The sequence below is a fragment of the Corallococcus sp. AB049A genome, assembly GCF_003668885.1.
GTDB lineage: Bacteria > Myxococcota > Myxococcia > Myxococcales > Myxococcaceae > Corallococcus > Corallococcus interemptor.
Map to the genome: position 1 here is coordinate 1 of NZ_RAWL01000162.1, position 17,658 is coordinate 17,658.

At 71.0% G+C, this 17,658-nt stretch carries 13 protein-coding genes and 1 pseudogene; 11 read left to right on the forward strand and 3 right to left on the reverse strand.

What is annotated here, in order from left to right:
* The 4 genes and pseudogenes from D7X55_RS18725 to nadD all read left to right on the forward strand — a co-directional run.
* Window positions 1-631: pseudogene (locus D7X55_RS18725) on the forward strand (adenylate/guanylate cyclase domain-containing protein); the annotation flags it as partial.
* A 50-nt stretch (window positions 632-681) separates the two neighbouring features.
* Window positions 682-1,872: an exo-beta-N-acetylmuramidase NamZ domain-containing protein gene (locus D7X55_RS18730; RefSeq protein ID WP_121723785.1), complete on the forward strand. Its 1,191-nt coding sequence runs from the start codon at window positions 682-684 to the stop codon at window positions 1,870-1,872.
* Window positions 1,873-1,879: 7 nt separating this feature from the next.
* Window positions 1,880-2,557, forward strand: a complete 678-nt coding sequence (locus D7X55_RS18735) for a hypothetical protein (protein WP_120551222.1) — start codon at window positions 1,880-1,882, stop codon at window positions 2,555-2,557.
* A gap of 10 nt (window positions 2,558-2,567) precedes the next feature.
* A complete protein-coding gene (gene nadD / locus D7X55_RS18740) occupies window positions 2,568-3,128 on the forward strand; it encodes a nicotinate (nicotinamide) nucleotide adenylyltransferase (RefSeq protein WP_121723786.1) in 561 nt (186 codons plus the stop codon).
* Here the strand turns inward: nadD and D7X55_RS18745 are convergent.
* The gene (locus D7X55_RS18745) at window positions 3,125-6,217 is read right to left on the reverse strand and encodes a hypothetical protein (RefSeq protein ID WP_121723789.1); all 3,093 of its coding nucleotides are present in this window, start codon (window positions 6,215-6,217) and stop codon (window positions 3,125-3,127) included. The two genes, nadD and D7X55_RS18745, sit on opposite strands and share 4 nt — an antisense overlap.
* 89 nt (window positions 6,218-6,306) lie before the next feature.
* Here D7X55_RS18745 and D7X55_RS18750 point away from each other — a divergent pair, with 89 nt between their 5' ends.
* Window positions 6,307-7,632, forward strand: a complete 1,326-nt coding sequence (locus D7X55_RS18750) for a hypothetical protein (protein WP_120551224.1) — start codon at window positions 6,307-6,309, stop codon at window positions 7,630-7,632.
* 47 nt (window positions 7,633-7,679) lie between these two features.
* Here D7X55_RS18750 and D7X55_RS18755 read toward each other — a convergent pair whose 3' ends face one another.
* Together D7X55_RS18755 and D7X55_RS18760 are read right to left on the reverse strand one after the other, a co-directional pair.
* Window positions 7,680-8,543, reverse strand: a complete 864-nt coding sequence (locus tag D7X55_RS18755; protein ID WP_120551225.1) for a Rossmann-like and DUF2520 domain-containing protein — start codon at window positions 8,541-8,543, stop codon at window positions 7,680-7,682.
* 2 nt (window positions 8,544-8,545) lie between these two features.
* Window positions 8,546-11,125, reverse strand: coding sequence for an AAA family ATPase (locus D7X55_RS18760; protein WP_121723787.1), 2,580 nt, complete (start codon window positions 11,123-11,125; stop codon window positions 8,546-8,548).
* A 216-nt stretch (window positions 11,126-11,341) separates the two neighbouring features.
* Here D7X55_RS18760 and D7X55_RS18765 point away from each other — a divergent pair, with 216 nt between their 5' ends.
* The 6 genes from D7X55_RS18765 to D7X55_RS18790 form a co-directional block, all read left to right on the forward strand.
* Window positions 11,342-12,040, forward strand: coding sequence for a YIP1 family protein (locus D7X55_RS18765; protein ID WP_120551227.1), 699 nt, complete (start codon window positions 11,342-11,344; stop codon window positions 12,038-12,040).
* Window positions 12,037-13,362, forward strand: a complete 1,326-nt coding sequence (locus D7X55_RS18770) for a TolC family protein (RefSeq protein WP_120551228.1) — start codon at window positions 12,037-12,039, stop codon at window positions 13,360-13,362. The genes D7X55_RS18765 and D7X55_RS18770 overlap by 4 nt, the downstream gene beginning before the upstream one ends.
* Complete coding sequence (locus D7X55_RS18775; RefSeq protein ID WP_120551229.1) at window positions 13,359-14,612, forward strand: efflux RND transporter periplasmic adaptor subunit; 1,254 nt, start codon at window positions 13,359-13,361, stop codon at window positions 14,610-14,612. The genes D7X55_RS18770 and D7X55_RS18775 overlap by 4 nt, the downstream gene beginning before the upstream one ends.
* Window positions 14,609-15,370 (forward strand): ABC transporter ATP-binding protein, encoded by a 762-nt coding sequence (locus tag D7X55_RS18780; RefSeq protein ID WP_121723788.1) that lies wholly within the window; start codon window positions 14,609-14,611, stop codon window positions 15,368-15,370. Before D7X55_RS18775 ends, D7X55_RS18780 begins: the two co-directional genes overlap by 4 nt.
* Before the next feature lie 74 nt (window positions 15,371-15,444).
* On the forward strand, window positions 15,445-16,605 hold the full coding sequence (locus tag D7X55_RS18785) for an ABC transporter permease (protein WP_233609924.1): 1,161 nt from the start codon (window positions 15,445-15,447) through the stop codon (window positions 16,603-16,605).
* A 5-nt stretch (window positions 16,606-16,610) separates the two neighbouring features.
* On the forward strand, window positions 16,611-17,658 hold a 1,048-nt coding region (locus tag D7X55_RS18790), incomplete at its 3' end, for an ABC transporter permease (RefSeq protein WP_147470142.1).

A 17,658-nucleotide genomic window follows, 5' to 3' on the forward strand; every position in this document is an offset into this window, starting at 1 on the left:
GGTGGGGGCCGCGGTGGGGCAGCGGGCCTCCGTGCTGGGCCAGCAGGCGCGCACCGCGACGGATGCGCTCTGGGCGCGCGTGTACGCGAAGCTGCCTCCCTCCATCACGACGAAGGTGTCGTCCACCCGGGCGGGCTGGGGCGTGTGCGGCCTGCTGCTGGCGGTGGTGCTCCTGGGCGGAGGGCTGCTCGTCTTCGGCGGGGGCCCCGCGATGCGCGCCATCCGCGACGTGGAGGGCGCCACCGGCGCGGAGAAGGTCCAGAAGGTGAACGAGGCGAAGCGGCTCATCCGGCTGGAGGAGGCGGATCAGCGCGCCTACCTCAGCGGGCGCCTGGAGGAGGCGCAGGGCAACATGAGCGCCGCGGTGGTCCACTACGCGGCGGCGGTGCGCAAGGACGGCAACGGCCGCGCGCAGTCCCGGCTCATCTCGCTCTTGAAGCACGAGCAGTGCGGCGTGCGCGCCAGCGCGGCGACGGCCGTGGGCGGCCTGCGCCTGGAGGACGCGCGCGGCGCGCTGGAATCCCTGGCGGAGGACGGCGGCCCGAATGAAGGGTCGGCCGGAGGGTTCCTCAACCTGGGCACCTGTGACTCGAAGCAGGCGGCGGCGGACGCGCTCAAGCGGCTCCCCTAGAACTGATCATTCCTGCGCCCGCGCGAGGCCGTGGGACGAGGCGGACGAACGTGACGAAGGTGAAGACGGGACTGGATGTGTGGGCCGCGCAGGGCTTCTACGCGCTCAAGGGCAAGCGCGTGGGCGCCATCGTGAATCCCACGAGCGTCGACTCGCGCTTCCGCCACCTGGCGGACCTCTTGGCCAGCACGGACGGCGTGACGCTGGCGGCGCTCTTCGGACCGGAGCACGGCATCCGCGGCGAGGCCCAGTACATGGTGGCCGTGGACGAGGCGCGCGACCGCAAGACGGGCGTCCCGGTGCACAGCCTCTACGGCTCCACCTTCGAGTCGCTGTCCCCGCGCCAGGAGTGGCTGAAGGGGCTGGACGCGCTGGTGTTCGACATCCAGGACGTGGGCAGCCGCTACTACACCTACGTCTACACCATGGCCCTGGCGATGAAGGCCGCCGCCCAGGCCCGCGTGCCCTTCTGCGTGCTGGACCGGCCCAACCCGCTGGATGGCGTGACGCTGGAGGGCAACCTGGTGGGGGAGAAGTTCCGCTCCTTCGTCGGGCTGTACGCGCTGCCCAACCGCCACGGCATGACGGCGGGGGAGCTGGCGCGGCTGTTCAACGCGCAGGAGGGCTTTGGCTGCGACCTCACGGTGGTGCCGTGCGAGGGCTGGACGCGCGACATGTACTGGAGCGACACGGGCCTGCCGTTCCTGCCGCCGTCGCCCAACATGCCCACCGCGGACACGGCGCTGGTGTACCCGGGCATGTGCCAGCTGGAGGGCACCAACGTGTCGGAGGGCCGCGGCACCTGCCGGCCCTTCGAGCAGTTCGGCGCGCCGTGGGTGGACACCGACAAGCTGATGGCGCGGTTGGACCGGGAGCGGCTGCCGGGCGTGGCCTTCCGTCCGGTGGGCTTCACCCCCACGTTCGACAAGTTCAAGGGCCAGTCGTGCAACGGGGCCTTCATCCACGTCACGGACCGCAGGGTGTTCCAGCCGCTGCGCACGGGCATCGCCATCACCCAGGCGCTGCATGACATTGGCCCGGGGCAGTTCGCCTGGCGGGCGGACGCGTACGAGTTCGTGGAGGACGTGCCCGCCTTCGACCTCCTGTGCGGCACCGACCAGGTGCGTCGCGGCATCGAGGAGGGCTGGAGCCTGGACCGGATGCTGGAGGGCTTCGAGCTGCAGACGGAGGCCTTCCGCAAGCACCGCGAGCCCGCCCTGCTGTACGCTTCCTCGCGGTGACCCTCACGTGATTGGCGTCTTCTCCGATACCCACGGCGACCTGGACGCCTTCGACGCGGCGTATGAACTGCTGCGGTCGAAGGGCGCCCGCCGCTTCCTCTTCACCGGCGCGCGCTACACGGACCTGGATGAGTGGGTGCTGTGGCGCCGCAAGAAGAGCCGGGGCGGGCGCGAGTACTCCGACGCGGACTTCCTGGCGGACGTGACGCAGTGGCTGGTGGCGCCGCCCCAGGAGGGCCTGTCGCGCACGGCCGCGTCCCGCGAGGCCCCCGCGGACCTGGCGTCGGAGGATGACCGGCGGCTGGTGATGGAGCGCTTCGTGCGCGTGCCGGAGCGCGACTCGCTGGCGTACCGGGACCCCTCCGTGGCCAACAAGGCCATGGACCTGGTGGGGGACACGCTCTGCTGCGTGGTTCATGACAAGAACGACCTGGTGCGGGACGACCTGCTCAACGCGCTGGTGTTCATCCACGGCAAGGAGCCGGATCCCGCGGTGGTGCAGATTGGCCCGCGCTACTTCGTGACGCCGGGCCGGCTGGTGGGGGCCGCGGAGCAGACGTGCGGCCTGTTGGAGAAGGCGGAGCGCAACCTGAGCTTCTCCGCGTTCCGGTTGGATGGACACCTGGTGCTGCCGCCCCGGGTGCTGCAGGTCGACACGCGCTCGACGAAGCTCACCGTCAAATAAGAGGCCCGCCGTGAAGGTCGCGCTGCTCGGAGGCTCGTTCAACCCGCCGCACGTGGGCCACCTGATGGCGGCCTCCTACGTCCACGCGACGCAAGGTGTGGACGCGGTGTGGCTGATGCCCACGTTCCACCATCCGTTCGGCAAGCAGCTGGAGTCCTTCGACGCGCGCGTGCGCATGTGTGACGCGCTCTGCCGGGAGACGTCCGGCTGGCTCCAGACGAGCCTGGTGGAGCGCGAGCTGGGCGGCGGCGGACGCACGGTGGACACGCTGTCGTTCCTGGTGGAGCGGCATCCGGACACGCGCTTCTCGCTGATCATCGGCAGCGACATCCTGAGGGATTTGCCGAACTGGAAGGACTTCGACCGCATCCAGCGGATGGCGCGCGTGATTGTCCTCTACCGCGCGGGCTACCCGGCGCCGGACACGGTGGGGCCGCCGCTGGCGGAGGTGTCCTCCACGCAGGTGAGGGAGCAGCTGGCGCGCGGCATCGAGCCGTCGCAGCTGGTGCCCTCCGCGGTGCTCCAGGTGGCGCGGGAAGAGGGCCTGTATGGCCTGCGCGGCGCCCGCTAGAACGTCAGCCCGATGAGGTGCAGGTCGCCGAAGCCGTCATCGAAGCGGTGGGCGTACTGGTAGAAGAAGGACAGCGCGTAGGCCTGGCCCACGCTGAGCCGCAGCGTGGCCATGCCACCCACCGCCGCGTGGTTGTCCCGGTTGTCCGTGCGCGCGATGGAACCGAACGCGTCCAGCTCCACCTGGCTGACGAAGAGCGACGGCAGCACCCACAGCGTGGACGCCCAGCCGTAGTCGATGATGAAGCGGTAGCGGTAGCGCGCGTTGGCGAGCAGCACGTTGCGCGCGCGGAAGGTGTGGTCCTCGTAGCCGCGCAGGTACTCGCTGAAGGCCAGGCCCGGCTGCAGCTGGAGCGGCAGGCCTCCTTCCGAGGTGGTGTCGCGGTTGATGAAGAAGGCCTGGCCCGGGAGGATGCCGCCGACCTCCAGGAGGCCCTCGGGCGCGCCGGGCAGGGCTCGGCCCGCGACGGAGAGCTGGAGGTTGTCCTTGCCGGTGAAGGGCAGGCCGCCCAGGTAGCCGTCCACGCCCAGGCGCACGTCGCCCATGGTGGAGTCGAGCGTGAAGGCCTTCGGGAAGACGCCGCCGCTCACGGACAGGCCCAGGCCGCGCTGCGTGCCGCCGTAGGACGTGCCCTCGCCGGCGAAGTACGACGCGGCGACCTCCGGGCCAATGAGGCGGGTGGTGATGGCGGGCCGGCGCTCCGTGGCGTCGAAGCGGCGGTCGAGCGCGAGCACGCCGAAGCTCACGGGCGTGGTCCAGAACGTGCGCGACGCGAACGCCGTGGCCTGGATGTCCGTGCGGTCGTCCTCGCGCAGGCGCGACGCGGAGACCTGGATGTAGAAGGGCGACAGCATCGCGTTGCCGTACGCGAACGACACGCCGGGCTCCTTCACCTTCAGGTCGTAGGTGAGCGTGAGCGCGTAGGCGTTGAAGCCCAGCCGGTCCTGCCCCGCGATGGAGATGCCTCCCGCGAAGTACGGGTCGTTTTCGTCGACGTCGTTGGGGACCGTGTAGAAGTAGGGGACCCGGTAGTTCGGGATGAAGAAGCCCTCGAGCGGCGAATAGGGCTCGTCCGTCAGCACGTCCACCGCGTGGCCCACGACGGCCGGAGGCGTCACCGGCGCGTCCACGTCATGGGCGGGATCCACCGGCGGCGGCGGAGGCGCCACGACGGCCTCGGGAGCGGCCTCCTGCGTGGGGGCATCCGCCGCGGCCGTGGGCTGACCGGGGAAGGAGACGAAGCCGTCCTGTGCGTCCGTGCTCTTCGCCACCGGCTCCGGCGCGGGCACGGTCGCGACGGTCGCGGGCGTGGAGCGCAGCTGCGCCAGGGCCTCGGTGAGCGGCGCGCGGTCCACGGTGAAGTTGATGCCGTCGCGGTTGAGGAACACCACGGCGTCCCCGCCCGCGGGCGCCGCGTCGAGCACCAGCACCGGCGCGTCCGTCACACGGGCGATGCGCCGCGTGGGCACCGTCATCACGTGCGCCTGGAGCCGGCCCTCGTGCTCGCGCAGGAACACGAGGTGATCATCGTCCAGCCACCGGGGCGAGTAGTTGAACAGCCCGTCCCGCGTGAGCCAGCGCAGCGAACCATCCGGCTCGCGCAGCACCAGGTCCCAACCCTGCGCGCCGGTCATGGGGAACACGAACCGTCCGCCATCCGGTGACGTCACGGGCGTGCCCAGCGCCGTGTGCGCCTGGAAGTCCGTCAGCCGCTCGCGCTGGCCGCTCTCCAGGTCCAACCGGACGAGATTGGCCGCGTCACCCAGCGTCTCCACGAACACGTAGGACCTGCCGTCCGCCGTGAGGTCGCCGCCCATGCCCACCAGGTCGTCCCATATCCGCACCACGTCGCCCGTGCGCGTGTCCACGCGCCACAGCTTCCCCGTGTAGCTGCCCACCGAGTCCACGTCCGCGCTGACCAGGTACAGCCACTGGCCGTCGCGGCTGAACGTCATGCCGCTGACCAGCGACGGGCTGGCCACCACCCACCGGCGCCCCGGCAGCAGCCGCACCAGCGCGCGGCTGAAGCGCTCGCGGCCGTCGCGCTCGCGCACGGTGAGGTGGGTGATGTCTTCACGGCCCACGCTCAAGAGCGCCGTGCTGCCGTCGGCCGGGTTCGCGGCGAGCCGCGAGAAGTAGCCCGCCTCCCGCACCAGCACCTGCTGCGTGGCGGGACGCTCGCGCAGCTGGAGGTCCTTCTGGAGGCTCTCCTCGAACTCGCTGAACAGCGACCCGATGTCCTTGCCGTACACCCGCTTGAACCGCAGCGTCACCGCGATGGGCGGGAAGAGGGAGTTGCCCTGCTCCTCCACCAGCTTCCACAGGCGCTTCTCGCCGTAGGTCTTCGCCAGGTACTCCACGAAGTGCATGCCGGTCAGGTAGTTGCCGCCGAACGGATCCAGCGCGCGGTTCTCCGGGGACAGGTAGCCCGCGTTGAGCTCGCCCTTGCGGGCCTGCACCGCGCCCTCCCACCAGCCGCGCCACACCGGGCTGTACGGGCGCCCCGTGTCCTTGCCCAGCCGGCCCTCGTAGTAGGTGGCCAGGCCCTCCAGGAACCAGGACTCGGTGAAGATGTTCGGCTGGAAGAGGCCGCCGGTGACCTTGTTCAGCACGTTCCACAGGCCGCCCACCTGCTGCATCTGCACGTAGTGGACGGACTCGTGGCAGGCGACGTCGCCGATGTCCGTCTCCCCCAGCCCCAGCAGGTTGAACTGCTCCAGCGTCATGTGCTGCGGCAGCACCATCTGCTGCGGCGTGCTGGCGAACTCCGACTGGACGTACGCGTTGTTGAAGTCCGCGCTCGTCAGGTAGACGAGGACGCGCTTGCGCTCGGCCTTGCTCCACGCGTCCGTGCGCAGCCGGTCCACGCAGCCTTCCATCCGGGCGGCCATCCGCAGCGCCGTCGCACGCAGGTGCACCGGGTAATAAAGCTCCAGGGAGCGCGTCGTCAGCTTGTGCATCTCGTCGCGGGCGAACGACGCCTGGACGTTCTGCGGAAAACGGGGTGCGACGAAGGCACACCCCGATGTCAGCAGCAGGAGACAGGCGAGGATGGCGGGCTGGCGGGCGGGCCCGCGAGAAGCTGACATGGCGGGCATCCTACCGAGCACAAATCGTAGTCACGAACGCGTTTTTCACGGTAAGGGAACGCGTCGCTTTCCCCACAGGAACCTTTCCCATGACCGAACCCGCCGAGCCCCAGGGGCTCCCCGTCCCGCAGCACGTGCACAATGCGCAGCTCCAGCTTTCCGCCGCGTTGGAGAAGGCCAGCGGCGCGCCGGTCGACCTGACGAAGGCGGCGTGGGCGGACGTGGAGAAGTCGGTCATCCAGCTGCTGGGCGGTCGTTTCGACCCGAACAACCCGAACCACCAGGGCGCGGCGCTGGGCCTTGCGGGCGGCTTCGCGCTGCGCCTCATCTCCGAGCACCAGGCCTTCTGGTTCCCCAACCGGGACTCGCCGGAGGGCGCCTCGCTGGGCTTCCCCGAGGCCATCATCATGCTGTCCCCGTTCGGGGCGGTGATGGACGCGCTGGTGCAGGGCAAGTTGACGCGGCTGGACGACCTGGCCGCTGACATCCGCCGCTCGCTGGGGCAGGTGAAGTTCGGCACCAACCCGGCGCAGGCCCTGGGCGGCGGTCAGCCCCAGCGGCTGGGCCCCCAGGACTACCAGCGCCTGTTCGACCCGGGCTTCCTCCAGTTCATCGTGGTGGATTCGGCCAAGGCGAAGCAGGCCCTGGAGTCGAAGACGGACGCGCTGGCGCGCGACGTGCGTGACGCGCTGGGCCGCACCCAGCCGCCGCTGCCGCCGGAGGCCCGCCAGCAGTTCGAGGGGCAGATCGTCACGTCGCTGCAGCGCATGGAGCAGGGCAAGACGCTGGCGGAGCAGGCTGAGCGCGCCCCGCGCCTCGCGGAGCTGCTGACGCACCTGGTGGCGACGGTGGGCGGCACGGGCTCCGCGCCGGAGGAGTTCTGGCACGACGTGGTGCTGCCGCTGCTCTTCATCGGCACGCCCGCGAGCTTCCCGCCGCTGGATGACGAGGAGCTGGAGGCGTTCAAGCAGGGCGCGGATCCGCTGGCGCTCTTCGTGGACGTGGTGCCGCACTCGCACCGCGCGCCGGACGAGGGCCTGCTGGGCGCGTTCGAGATGTCGGAGATTGGCCTGGTGCACCCGGCCTTCCAGAAGGTCGGCGCGCTGCGCCTCATCCGCATCAACCCGGAGCGGCTGAAGCCGATGCTGGAGAAGTACGACCCGAACGCGACCATGGACGCGGTGCAGCGCTTCACGGCGCACGTGTCGCAGGCGGCGGGCAAGCCGGCCGCGGAGTCCCCGCAGGGCAAGGAGATGCTGCAGGCGGCGCTGACGCTGCTGGCGGACCTGAAGCGCTCCGTGGCGACGGGCGGCGATGTCTGCCTGCGCCGCCTCACGGAGGCCGAGGCCGCCTCCGAGCAGGCGCTGGCCATCGTGCGCCGCGCGCTGCAGAGCCCGCGCATCATCCTCACCTAGTCACCGGTGGGAGGGGCGCGCGTCCGGGGGCACCGGGGCGCGCGCCGTCACTTCTTCGCGAGCAGGGCCTCCAGCGCGGTACGTGCCTCCGGACGGAGCCGGTCCGAGGCCAGGCGCAGGGCCCGCCGCGAGAGCTGGGCGTAGAGCGGGGCGATGTCTTCAGGCAGCGCCGCGAGGTGCGCCGCGACGACGCCCGCGTCTCCCCGGACGATGGGACCGGTGAGTCCGCCTGAGAGGCCGCGCGCTTCGATGCCTCGCAAGGCCGAGCGCATCAGCGGCAGCAGGGCCTTCAGCGCGGCTTCCGGTTCAATGCCCGCCGCACCCAGCGCGCCTACCGCCGCGTCCGCCAGGGCCACCAGTCCGCCCGCGCTCAGCACCGCGCCCGCGTGGTAGGCGGCCCGGTGCGCTTCGGGCACGTCGAACATCGCGAAGCCCACGTCCTCCGCCATGCGCTGGAGCACGGCGCGCAGGGCAGGGGAGCGCGTGCTGATGGCCGCGGTGTGGCCCGCGAGTGAGTCCCGAGCGGAGGACACGGCGCAGAGCGGATGGAACGAGCCCACCGCGCGCCCCCGCTGCGTGCCCAGCGCGGAGAGGGGCAGGGCGCCCGCGGTGTGCACCAGCGCCACCGTGCGCGGCAGCTCGCGGGACAGGGCTTCGGACACGGAAGGCACCGCCGCGTCCGGAACGCACAGCACGCAGACGCGAGCCTTCTTCAGGTCCGCCGGGGTCGCGGGCTTCAGACCCAGGGCCCGCGTGCGCTCGCGGCCCGCGTCGTCGCGCGAGTGCACGCGCACGGGCCAGCGCTTCGCCTGCAACGCCAACGCGAGCGCGCCACCGAGCCGCCCCGCGCCAACGATGACCACGGGAACGCGCTTGGCCTTCGCCGTGCCGCTCCCGCCTCGCCGCGCCACCGTCAGGCGGCGTCCCGCGCGAACTGGAGCTGACCGGCCTGCACGGCCACGCGCACGCGGTCTCCCGCGCCGAACTCGCCGGAGAGGATGCGCTCCGCCAGCGGGCCTTCCACCAGCCGCTGCACCACCTGGCGCATGGGGCGCGCGCCCAGCATCGGGTCGAAGCCGCCGGACTTCAGCAGGTGCCCCACCACGTCCGTGCCCGCCGTGTAGACGATGCCGCGCTCCGTCGCGAGCCGCTTGCTGCTCTCCGCCAGGATGAGCGTGGCGATCTTCGCCACCTCCTGCTCCGCCAGCGGACGGAACGGCAGCCGCTCATCGATGCGGTTCCACAGCTCCGGCGGCAGCGCCTTGCGCGCCGTGTCCGACGCCAGGTCCAGCGCCTTGCCCTCGGCCGCGTCCGCCGCGCCGAAGCCCACCGCGCGGCCCGTGCGGTTGAACGCCTCCGCGCCCAGGTTCGTGGTCATCACGATGACCGTGTTCGAGAAGTCGATGTGCCGGCCCTTGCCGTCCGTCAGCCGCCCCTCCTCCAGCACCTGGAGCAGCAGCATCTGCACCTCGCGGTGCGCCTTCTCGATCTCGTCCAGCACCACCACCGACGACGGCCGCCGGCGCACCGGCTCCGTCAGCTGCCCGCCCTCGCCGAAGCCCACGTAGCCCGCGGGCGAACCGATGAGGCGCGACACGCCGTGGGACTCGGACATCTCGCTCATGTCCAGGCGCACCAGCGCGTCCCGGTTGCCGAACAGCACCTCCGCCAGCGCCCGCGCCATCTCCGTCTTGCCCACGCCCGTGGGGCCCAGGAAGAGGAAGCTGCCCATGGGCCGGCGCGACGCGAAGCCCGCGTAGTTGCGGCGGATGACCCGGGCGATCCGCACCACCGCGTCGCCGTGGCCAATCACGCGCTCCGCCAGGTCGTTCTCCAACCGGAGCAGCCGCGCGGAGTCGTTCATGAGCAGCCGCTCCTCCGGCACGCCCGCCAGCTTCGCCACCACGCGCGCCACGTCCGCCGCGTCCACCCGGTGCTTGCCCTCGCGGTGGCAGCGGCTGCCCGCCAGGTCCACCACGCTGATGGCCTTGTCCGGCATGAACCGGTCCGTCACGTAGCGGCTCGCCAGCGACGCGGCCGCCTCCAGCGCCTCCGGCAGGTAGCGCAGCGCGTGGTGCTCCTCGTAGCGCCCGATGATGCCCTGGAGGATCTGCACCGTCTCCGGCACCGACGGCTCGTTCACCACCACCGGCGTGAAGCGGCGCTCCAGCGCCGGGTCCGCCGCGATGAACTTGCGGTACTCGTCGTGCGTCGTCGCCCCGATGCAGGGGAACTCGCCGCGAGCCATCGCCGTCTTCAATTCGTTCGCCGCGTCCTGCGGGCCCTCGCCCGTGGAGCCCGCGCCCACCAGCGTGTGGATCTCATCGATGAAGACCACCACGCGCCCCTCGGCCCGCCGCACCTCTTCCTTCAGCGCGTTGAGCTTCTCGGAGAACGAGCCGCGCAGCTGCGTGCCCGCCACCAGCGTGGCCATGTCCAGCTCGACGAGGATCTTCTCCGCCAGCGTGCCGCGCAGCCCCAGAAGCCGCTGCGCCACGCCCTCCACCACCGCCGTCTTGCCCACGCCGGGCTCGCCCAGCAGGCACGGGTTGTTGGTGCGGCGCTTGCCCAGGATGTCGATGACCTCCTCGACCTCCCGAGCGCGGCCCACCACCGGGTCCAGCTTCCCATCGCGCGCGGCCAGGCTCAGGTTGCGGCCCAGCGACGTGAGCATCGGGAACGCCTTGGCGTCCAGCGTCAGCGGCTGACCCTTGGCCTGCGAGGACGGCGTCGAGGACGGACGGGCCACCGGCGCAGGCGGCGCCACGGGCGCGGGGGGCGGCGTCGCGCGGGCCACCGGGGCCGCGGGCGCGGTCGGCGCCATGCGCGGCATCGGAGGCGGCAGGACCTCCGCGGCGGCGTCCTGCGTCACGTCGTCCTCGTCCACGTCGATGAGATCCCGCGGCGACAGCGCGGGCGTCGAGCGCGTGACCGGCGGAGGAGGCGTCGTCACCGGGGGCGTGGTGATGGGCGCGGGGCGCGGCACGCTCAGCGCGAACGTGGCGGAGGGCAGGGGAGACGGCGGTGCGCCCACCGGGCGGCTCACCGGCGCGCGCGTGGCCACCGCCTGGCCGTAGCCCGGCTGGAGCCGGCGCGGCAGTCCGCCACTGGTGGAATAGGCGAGCGCCGTGTTGGACAGGGAGATGAGGTCCAGGCCCGTGCGGCCCAGGAGGTCGCTCGCGGCGCAGCGCTTGCGGATGATGGCGATGAGCAGGTGGAGGCAGTCCGCCTCGCCCGCACGGAAGGTGCTGGCCAGCTCGCGGGCGCGCGCGGTGAGCTCCTGCACCACGTTGCCCGTCTCCGCCGGGGCCTCCGTGATGAGCTGGAGCAGCCCATCCTCGTCCACGCCCTTCTCCTTCAGCAGGAGCTGGGCGCGGTTCTCCACCGTGAAGAGCGCCAGCAACACGTGGGCCGACGTGGGCTTCTGGGCGACGCTGCGGGCGATGTCATGCGCCTCATGGAGAACCTGGGCGAGATCCGTGCTGTCGACCATTCATGCTCCGGCAAGCGTCCAGCCGAGCGGAATACACCGTCCGCCGCTCCGCCGCAAAATTTAGGCTACAGACCGCTACAGGATGGATGCAAGGCACGATAAACCTTGGGGCGCGGCCGGATTTCGTTTGGCTGCCCGCCCGTTTCCCGACTCAATTCAAGGGACCGGGCAATCACTCCGGGAGGGCTGCGTAATCCGCCCTGAGACCCCATCCCTATGACCTCCCTTGCTCAACCGGCGCGCGTCTTTGTCGACCCCATTGGTGGCACGCGCGCCGCCGTCGAGGCCCGGCGCTGGCTGTGGCCCCTCCTCATCCTCGCCTTCTGCGTGGCCATCTCCGGCACCGTCTTCGCCCTGCGCTGGGACGCCACCGGCTCCGTCGTGAGCGGCCTGCCCACGGATTCCACCGCGTCCAGCGTCTCCGAGTCCGACATCGCCGAGCAGATCCAGACGGCGTCGCGCAAGGCGCTGGTGGGCGGCATCGCCAACGGGCTCATCGTGATGCCCCTGATGGTGCTGGTGCTCGCGTGCGTCCTCTGGGTCGCCGCGTGGCTCTTCAACAAGCCCGCCGCCTTCGGCCAGCTGATGGCCGCCGCCGCGGTGGCGCTGCTGCCCATCGCGCTGTACCACCTCATCTATGCGGTGTGCGCGGGCTACCAGCACTCGCTCACCGACCTGCGCGCGCAGACGCTCGTGCCCTCCAGCCTGGCCATGCTGGACGGCCTGTCGCCGAAGATGCAGCGGGTGCTCAAGGGCGTGGACTTCTTCAACCTCTGGAGCGTGGGCCTGTTGGGCGTGGGCTTCTCCACCGCCACCGGCATGCGCCTGGGCCGGGCGCTGGCGCTCATTGGAGTGATGTACCTCATGTACGCGGGTGTCTTCTTCATTGGCCTGCCGGCGGGAGGTGCGAAGTGAGCGCCTTCCTCGTCGTCGCCACGCTGCTCACCGCCACGCCCATCACGCTGGAGGAGACGCGCCAGCTGGGCCGCAAGAACACCCAGGCGCTCCAGGCCGCGCTGGACGTCGCCGTGGCCCAGGAGGACCAGCGCGTGGCGCGCTCCAGCCTCCTGCCCCAGGTGCAGCTCAACCTGGGCCCCAACCTCCAATACCTGGGCCGGCGCCGGCAGGTCTTCAGCGTGCCCATCAGCGAGACGGAGACCGTCACGCGCGAAGTGGTCAGCTCCTCCAACACGGCGGACAGCTACTCCGCGTCCCTGGGCCTGTCGCAGGTCATCTACAACCGAGGCCTCTGGAAGCAGCTGGAGCAGGCGGGCGTCAACGTGGACGCCACGCGCAACCAGTCCATCGAAGAGGCGGACACCTCCGAGCTGGAGGCCATCCGCCGCTTCTACGCGCTCTTCCTGTCGCAGGCGTCGCTGGACGTGCTCAAGGCCACCGCGCAGCGCAGCGAGGAGCAGCTGGAGCGCGCGCGCGCCCTCTTCAACGCGGGCCGCGTGGGCAAGTCGGAGGAGATCGCCGCCCAGGTCAACCTGGGCAACGACCGCATCAACGTCGTGCAGCGCCAGAACCAGCTGGTGGCGGACCAGGTGCAGCTGGCCGTGTGGCTGGCGCGCCCCGGCACCGAGCTGCTCCAGGCGGTGGACCCCGGCGTGCTCCAGCAGGAGCCCGCGCCGGCGCCCGCCCTGGACGCGGCCCTCCAGCAGGCCCGCGAGCACCGGGCCCTGCTCAAGGCGCTCCAGCAGCGCGTGCAGGTGGCGGAGCTGCAGCGGGCCATCGTGCAGGGTGACTACATCCCGCGCGTGGGCCTGTCCGCGCAGTACTCGCACGGCAGCCAGGCCCCGGGCTCGTTCTTCAGCGAGCCCGGCTACGGCAACATCTTCACGGGCGGCATCAACCTGACGTGGGACCTGTTCAACGGCTTCGCCACTAACGCCCAGTCCGCGCGCGCCGCGGTCAACATCCGCAAGGCGGAGCTGACGTTCGCGCAGACGGCGCGGGAGCTGGAGGCGGAGGTGCGCCGCTCCCACCAGGTGCTGGAGGGACAGATTGCCTCCGCGCAGCTCGCGACGGCCAACCGCGCGGTCGCCCAGCAGGGCCTGGCGCTGGCGGAGGAGCGCTTCCGCGCGGGCGCCGGCTCCACGCTGGACGTGCGAGACGCGCAGCTCAAGTTGACGCAGGCGGAGCTGGTGTTGCTCCAGAGCCGCATCGATGTCGAAATCGCCCGCTATGCCCTGTTCCGGGCCATGGGCACGCTGAATCCGGGAGACGCACAATGACGTGGTGGAAGGCGGCAATCGCCGGTGTGCTGTTGCTTGGTGCGGCGGCCATCACCGTGGGAGGCCTGAAGGACCGGCCGCCCCCGACGCAGGAAGTCCAGATGGCCAAGGCCCGCAAGGGCACCATCACCCGCACCATCACCGGCGCGGGCAAGGTGCAGGCGGCCACCACGGTGAAGATCTCCTCCAACCTGTCCGGAGACCTGGTCTCCCTCAAGGTGAAGGACGGAGACGCCATCACCAAGGGGCAGGTGCTGGGGCAGATCGACAAGCGCTACTACGAAGCGGCCGTGAAGCAGGCCACCGCGTCGCGCGACGCGGCCCGCTCCGAGGTCCAGGTGGCGGACGTGGAAGCCGTGCGCCAGCGCGCGGAGCTGGCCCGCGTGCAGGGGCTGGCGGAGAAGGGGCTCGCGTCCGCCGCGGAGGTGGAGCAGACCAAGGCGGTGGTGGACACCGCGGAGGCGCGCCTCGCCGCCGCCCGGCAGCGCGTGGCCCAGAGCAGCGCCGTGCTGGAGCAGGCCGCCACGGACCTGGCGCGCACCACGCTCCTGTCCCCCATCGACGGCAACGTGATTGAGCTGTCCCGCGAAGTGGGCGAGCGCGTGCGCGGCTCCGACTTCTCCGAGGACGTGGTGATGACCATCGCCGCGCTCAACCAGATGGAGGTGAAGTTCGAGGTGGGTGAGCACGAGGTCGTCCACCTGAAGTACGGCCAGCCCGCGGAGGTGACGCTGGACGCGCTGGAGGGCCAGTCCTTCACCGGCACCGTGGTGGAGATCGCCCAGAAGGCCACCATCAAGAACCCGGGCACGGAGGCCGAAGTGACGAGCTTCCCCATCACCGTGGCCCTGGACGCGCGGCCTCCGGGCGTGCTCCCCGGCATGAGCGCCGAGGCGCGCATCAGCGCGGAGACGCACAACGACGCGGTGCTCGTGCCCATCCAGGCCGTCACGGTGCGCGCCGAGCGCTCGCTGCCGGACTACCAGGCGCCGGTGGAGGGCACGTCCCTCACCGCCAAGCGCCGCACGGAGTCGCTGGCCAAGGTCGTCTTCGTGGTGGACAACGACAACAAGGCGCAGGTGCGCCGCGTGCGCACCGGCATCGCGTCCGACACGGAGCTGGAGGTGCTGGAGGGCCTGCAGGCCGGTGACCGCGTGGTGGAGGGCCCCTACCGCACGCTGTCCAAGGAGCTGTCCCACGGGGACGCGGTGCGCGAGCCGGAGAAGGCCGCGGCGAAGGGCAAGTCGTGACGTCAACCTCGTCGCCCGACGCGGGCCCCCTCATCCAGGTGGAGGACCTCACGCGGGCCTTCTTCGTGGGCGGTGAAGAGGTGCGCGCGCTGCGCGGCGTGTCCTTTGGCATCAACCGGGGGGAATGGGTGGCCATCATCGGCCAGTCCGGCTCCGGCAAGAGCACGCTGATGAACGTGCTGGGCTGCCTGGATACGCCCACCAGCGGCCGCTACATGCTCAACGGCAAGGACGTGTCGCGCATGGACGACGACGACCTGGCCGTCATCCGCAACGTGGAGATCGGCTTCATCTTCCAGACGTTCCAGCTGCTGCCCAGGGAGACGGCGCTCGCCAACGTGGAGCTGCCGCTGGTGTACCGGGGCATGAACGCGAAGGAGCGGCGTGAGCGGGCGAAGGCGGCGCTGGACAAGGTGCAGCTCACGCACCGCATGCACCACCGGCCCAACGAGCTGTCGGGCGGTCAGCGCCAGCGCGTGGCCATCGCGCGGGCGCTGGTGTCGGAGCCGTCCATGCTCCTGGCGGACGAGCCCACGGGCAACCTGGACTCGGCCACCGGCGAGGAGATCGTCAAGCTCTTCGAGCAGCTGCACCGCGCGGGGCACACGCTGGTGCTCGTCACGCACGAGCCCAAGCTGGCCGCGCGGTGTCCCCGGGCCATCCGGTTGAGCGACGGGCAGATCGTCGCGGACGGGCCGGGGCCGGAGGTGGCGATGGGCGGGCACGTGGTGATTCCGCCGCAGGCGGGGACCGCGTGAAGTTCGGGCAGGTCTTCCGCGTGGACGTGCTGGAGGGGGCCCGCATCGCGGTGTTCTCCCTCCGGGCGAACCGGATGCGCACGGTGCTCACGACGCTGGGCATCGGCATTGGCGTGGCCACGCTGCTGGCCATCGTCGGCATCATCCAGGGGCTCAACTCGTCGTTCGAGAAGCAGCTGGCCACGCTGGGGGCGAACACCGTCTTCATCTCCAAGTACCCCTGGATGATCAAGGGCAACTGGTGGATGTACCGCAACCGGAAGAACTTCACGCTGGAGCAGGTGTCGCAGCTGCGCGCCCAGGCGGACTTCATCACCGCCATCTCCCCGGCGGTGATGCGCACGTCGGACGTGGCGCACGGCGCCCTCCAGGTCTCCAACGTGCGCATCAACGGCGTGTGGAGCGACTACCAGGCCATTGGCAACTACGAGGTGGTGTCCGGACGCTTCCTCACCCGCGCGGACGAAGAGGTGAACCGGGCGGTGACGGTGCTGGGCGCGGACGTGGCCGCCTCGCTCTTTCCCAGCATCAGCCCGCTGGGGCAGACGGTGCGCATCGACGGGCGGCCGTTCCAGGTGGTGGGCACGCTGGGGCGCAAGGGGAAGGTCGTCGCGGAGAACATGGACCTGTCCGTGTTCATGCCCTTCAAGACCTTCAACTCGCACTTCGGCAAGGGGCGGCCCATGCAGATCGCCATCGCCGTGGCGGATGCGGGGCGGATGGCGAAGGTGGAGGACCAGCTGGTGGGCATCATGCGGCGCGTGCGCGCCACGCCGCCGGGCCAGCCGGACGACTTCAACGTCAACCGGACGGACTCGCTCGCCGCGACCTATGAGCAGCTCACCGGCGCGCTCTACGCGGTGGCCACCGGCGTGGGCCTCATCACCCTGCTGGTGGGCGGCATCGGCATCATGAACATCATGCTGGTGTCCGTGCGTGAAAGGACGCGGGAGATTGGCGTGCGGCGGGCGCTGGGCGCGCGTCAGCGCACCATCGTCCTCCAGTTCCTGATGGAGGCCTCCAGCGTGTCCGCGGTGGGCGGGCTGCTGGGGACGGTGGTGGGGCTGGGCACGGCCAAGGTCGTGTCCCTGGTGACGCCGCTGGCGGCGGACGTGCGGCCGAGCACGGTGGTGAGCGGGGTGGCGTTCGCGGCGCTGGTGGGCCTGCTCTTCGGCATCTGGCCGGCCGCGCGGGCGGCGAAGCTGGACCCGGTGGAAGCACTCCGTTACGAGTAAGCGCGATGCGGGCCTTCCTGGACAACCTGCGGCTGTCGGTGGGCACCTTCCTGGGCAACCCGCTGCGCTCGCTGCTGACGCTGGTGGGCATCGTCATCGGCGTGGCCACCGTCATCACGATGATGGCGCTGATTGAAGGCCTGCGCGAGCAGGTGAACAAGAACCTGGGCAGCCTGGGCGCGCACACCTTCGAGGTGACGAAGTGGCCCACGGGCTTCGGCCGCATCAACTGGGCGAAGTACGCCAAGCGCAAGGACCTGCTCGGCGAGGACGTGCGCGCCATCGTGGAGTCGTGTCCCTCGGTGGGGGCGGCCACGCCCATGGCCCAGGAGTGGGGCAAGAAGCTGACCACGGCGTTCCGGGAGACGCCCCCGTCGGTGAGCATCCTGGGCACGGAGCCCACGTACCTGGAGACGAGCGGCGTCGTCGTGTCGACGGGCCGCTTCTTCAACGAGACGGAGACGCTGGATGGCCGCCCGGTGATGGTCATTGGCGTGGACCTGGCGGACACGCTCTTCCCGGGCATGGATCCGGTGGGCTCCGAGGTGCGGCTGCAGGGCCGGCCGTTCCAGGTGATTGGCGTGCTGCAGAAGCGCGGCAGCGTCATGGGGATGGCCAGCCAGGACAACCAGGCCATCGTGCCCATGCGGGCCTTCCAGCAGTTCTACGGCAAGAACCGCTCGGTGGAGATCGACATCCAGGCGCGCGACGGGGAGTCGTTCCAGAAGGCGCAGGACGAGGTGGTGAACCTGATGCGCCGCCGCCGGGGCCTCACGCCCCAGGACGCGAACGACTTCGAGGTGCACACCAACGAGTCCATGACGGCGTCCTTCAACGAGCTGTCGCAGGTCATCGCGCTCGCGGGCGTGGGCGTGTGCCTGCTGTCGCTGGTGGTGGGCGGCATCGGCATCCTGAACATCATGCTGATGTCGGTGACGGAGCGGACGCGGGAGATTGGCATCCGCAAGGCGCTGGGCGCTCGCCGCCGCCGCATCCTGGGCCAGTTCGCCACGGAGGCGGTGATGCTGTCGCTCGTGGGCGGGGTGCTGGGAC

Bases quoted from the DNA above. Each gene is read 5' to 3' on its own strand.
- D7X55_RS18750 (WP_120551224.1), top strand. From the start codon at position 6,307: ATGACCGAACCCGCCGAGCCCCAGGGGCTCCCCGTCCCGCAGCACGTG.
- D7X55_RS18760 (WP_121723787.1), bottom strand. From the start codon at position 11,125: ATGGTCGACAGCACGGATCTCGCCCAGGTTCTCCATGAGGCGCATGAC.
- D7X55_RS18765 (WP_120551227.1), top strand. From the start codon at position 11,342: ATGACCTCCCTTGCTCAACCGGCGCGCGTCTTTGTCGACCCCATTGGT.
- D7X55_RS18785 (WP_233609924.1), top strand. From the start codon at position 15,445: ATGCGCACGGTGCTCACGACGCTGGGCATCGGCATTGGCGTGGCCACG.
- D7X55_RS18745 (WP_121723789.1), bottom strand. From the start codon at position 6,217: ATGTCAGCTTCTCGCGGGCCCGCCCGCCAGCCCGCCATCCTCGCCTGT.
- D7X55_RS18775 (WP_120551229.1), top strand. From the start codon at position 13,359: ATGACGTGGTGGAAGGCGGCAATCGCCGGTGTGCTGTTGCTTGGTGCG.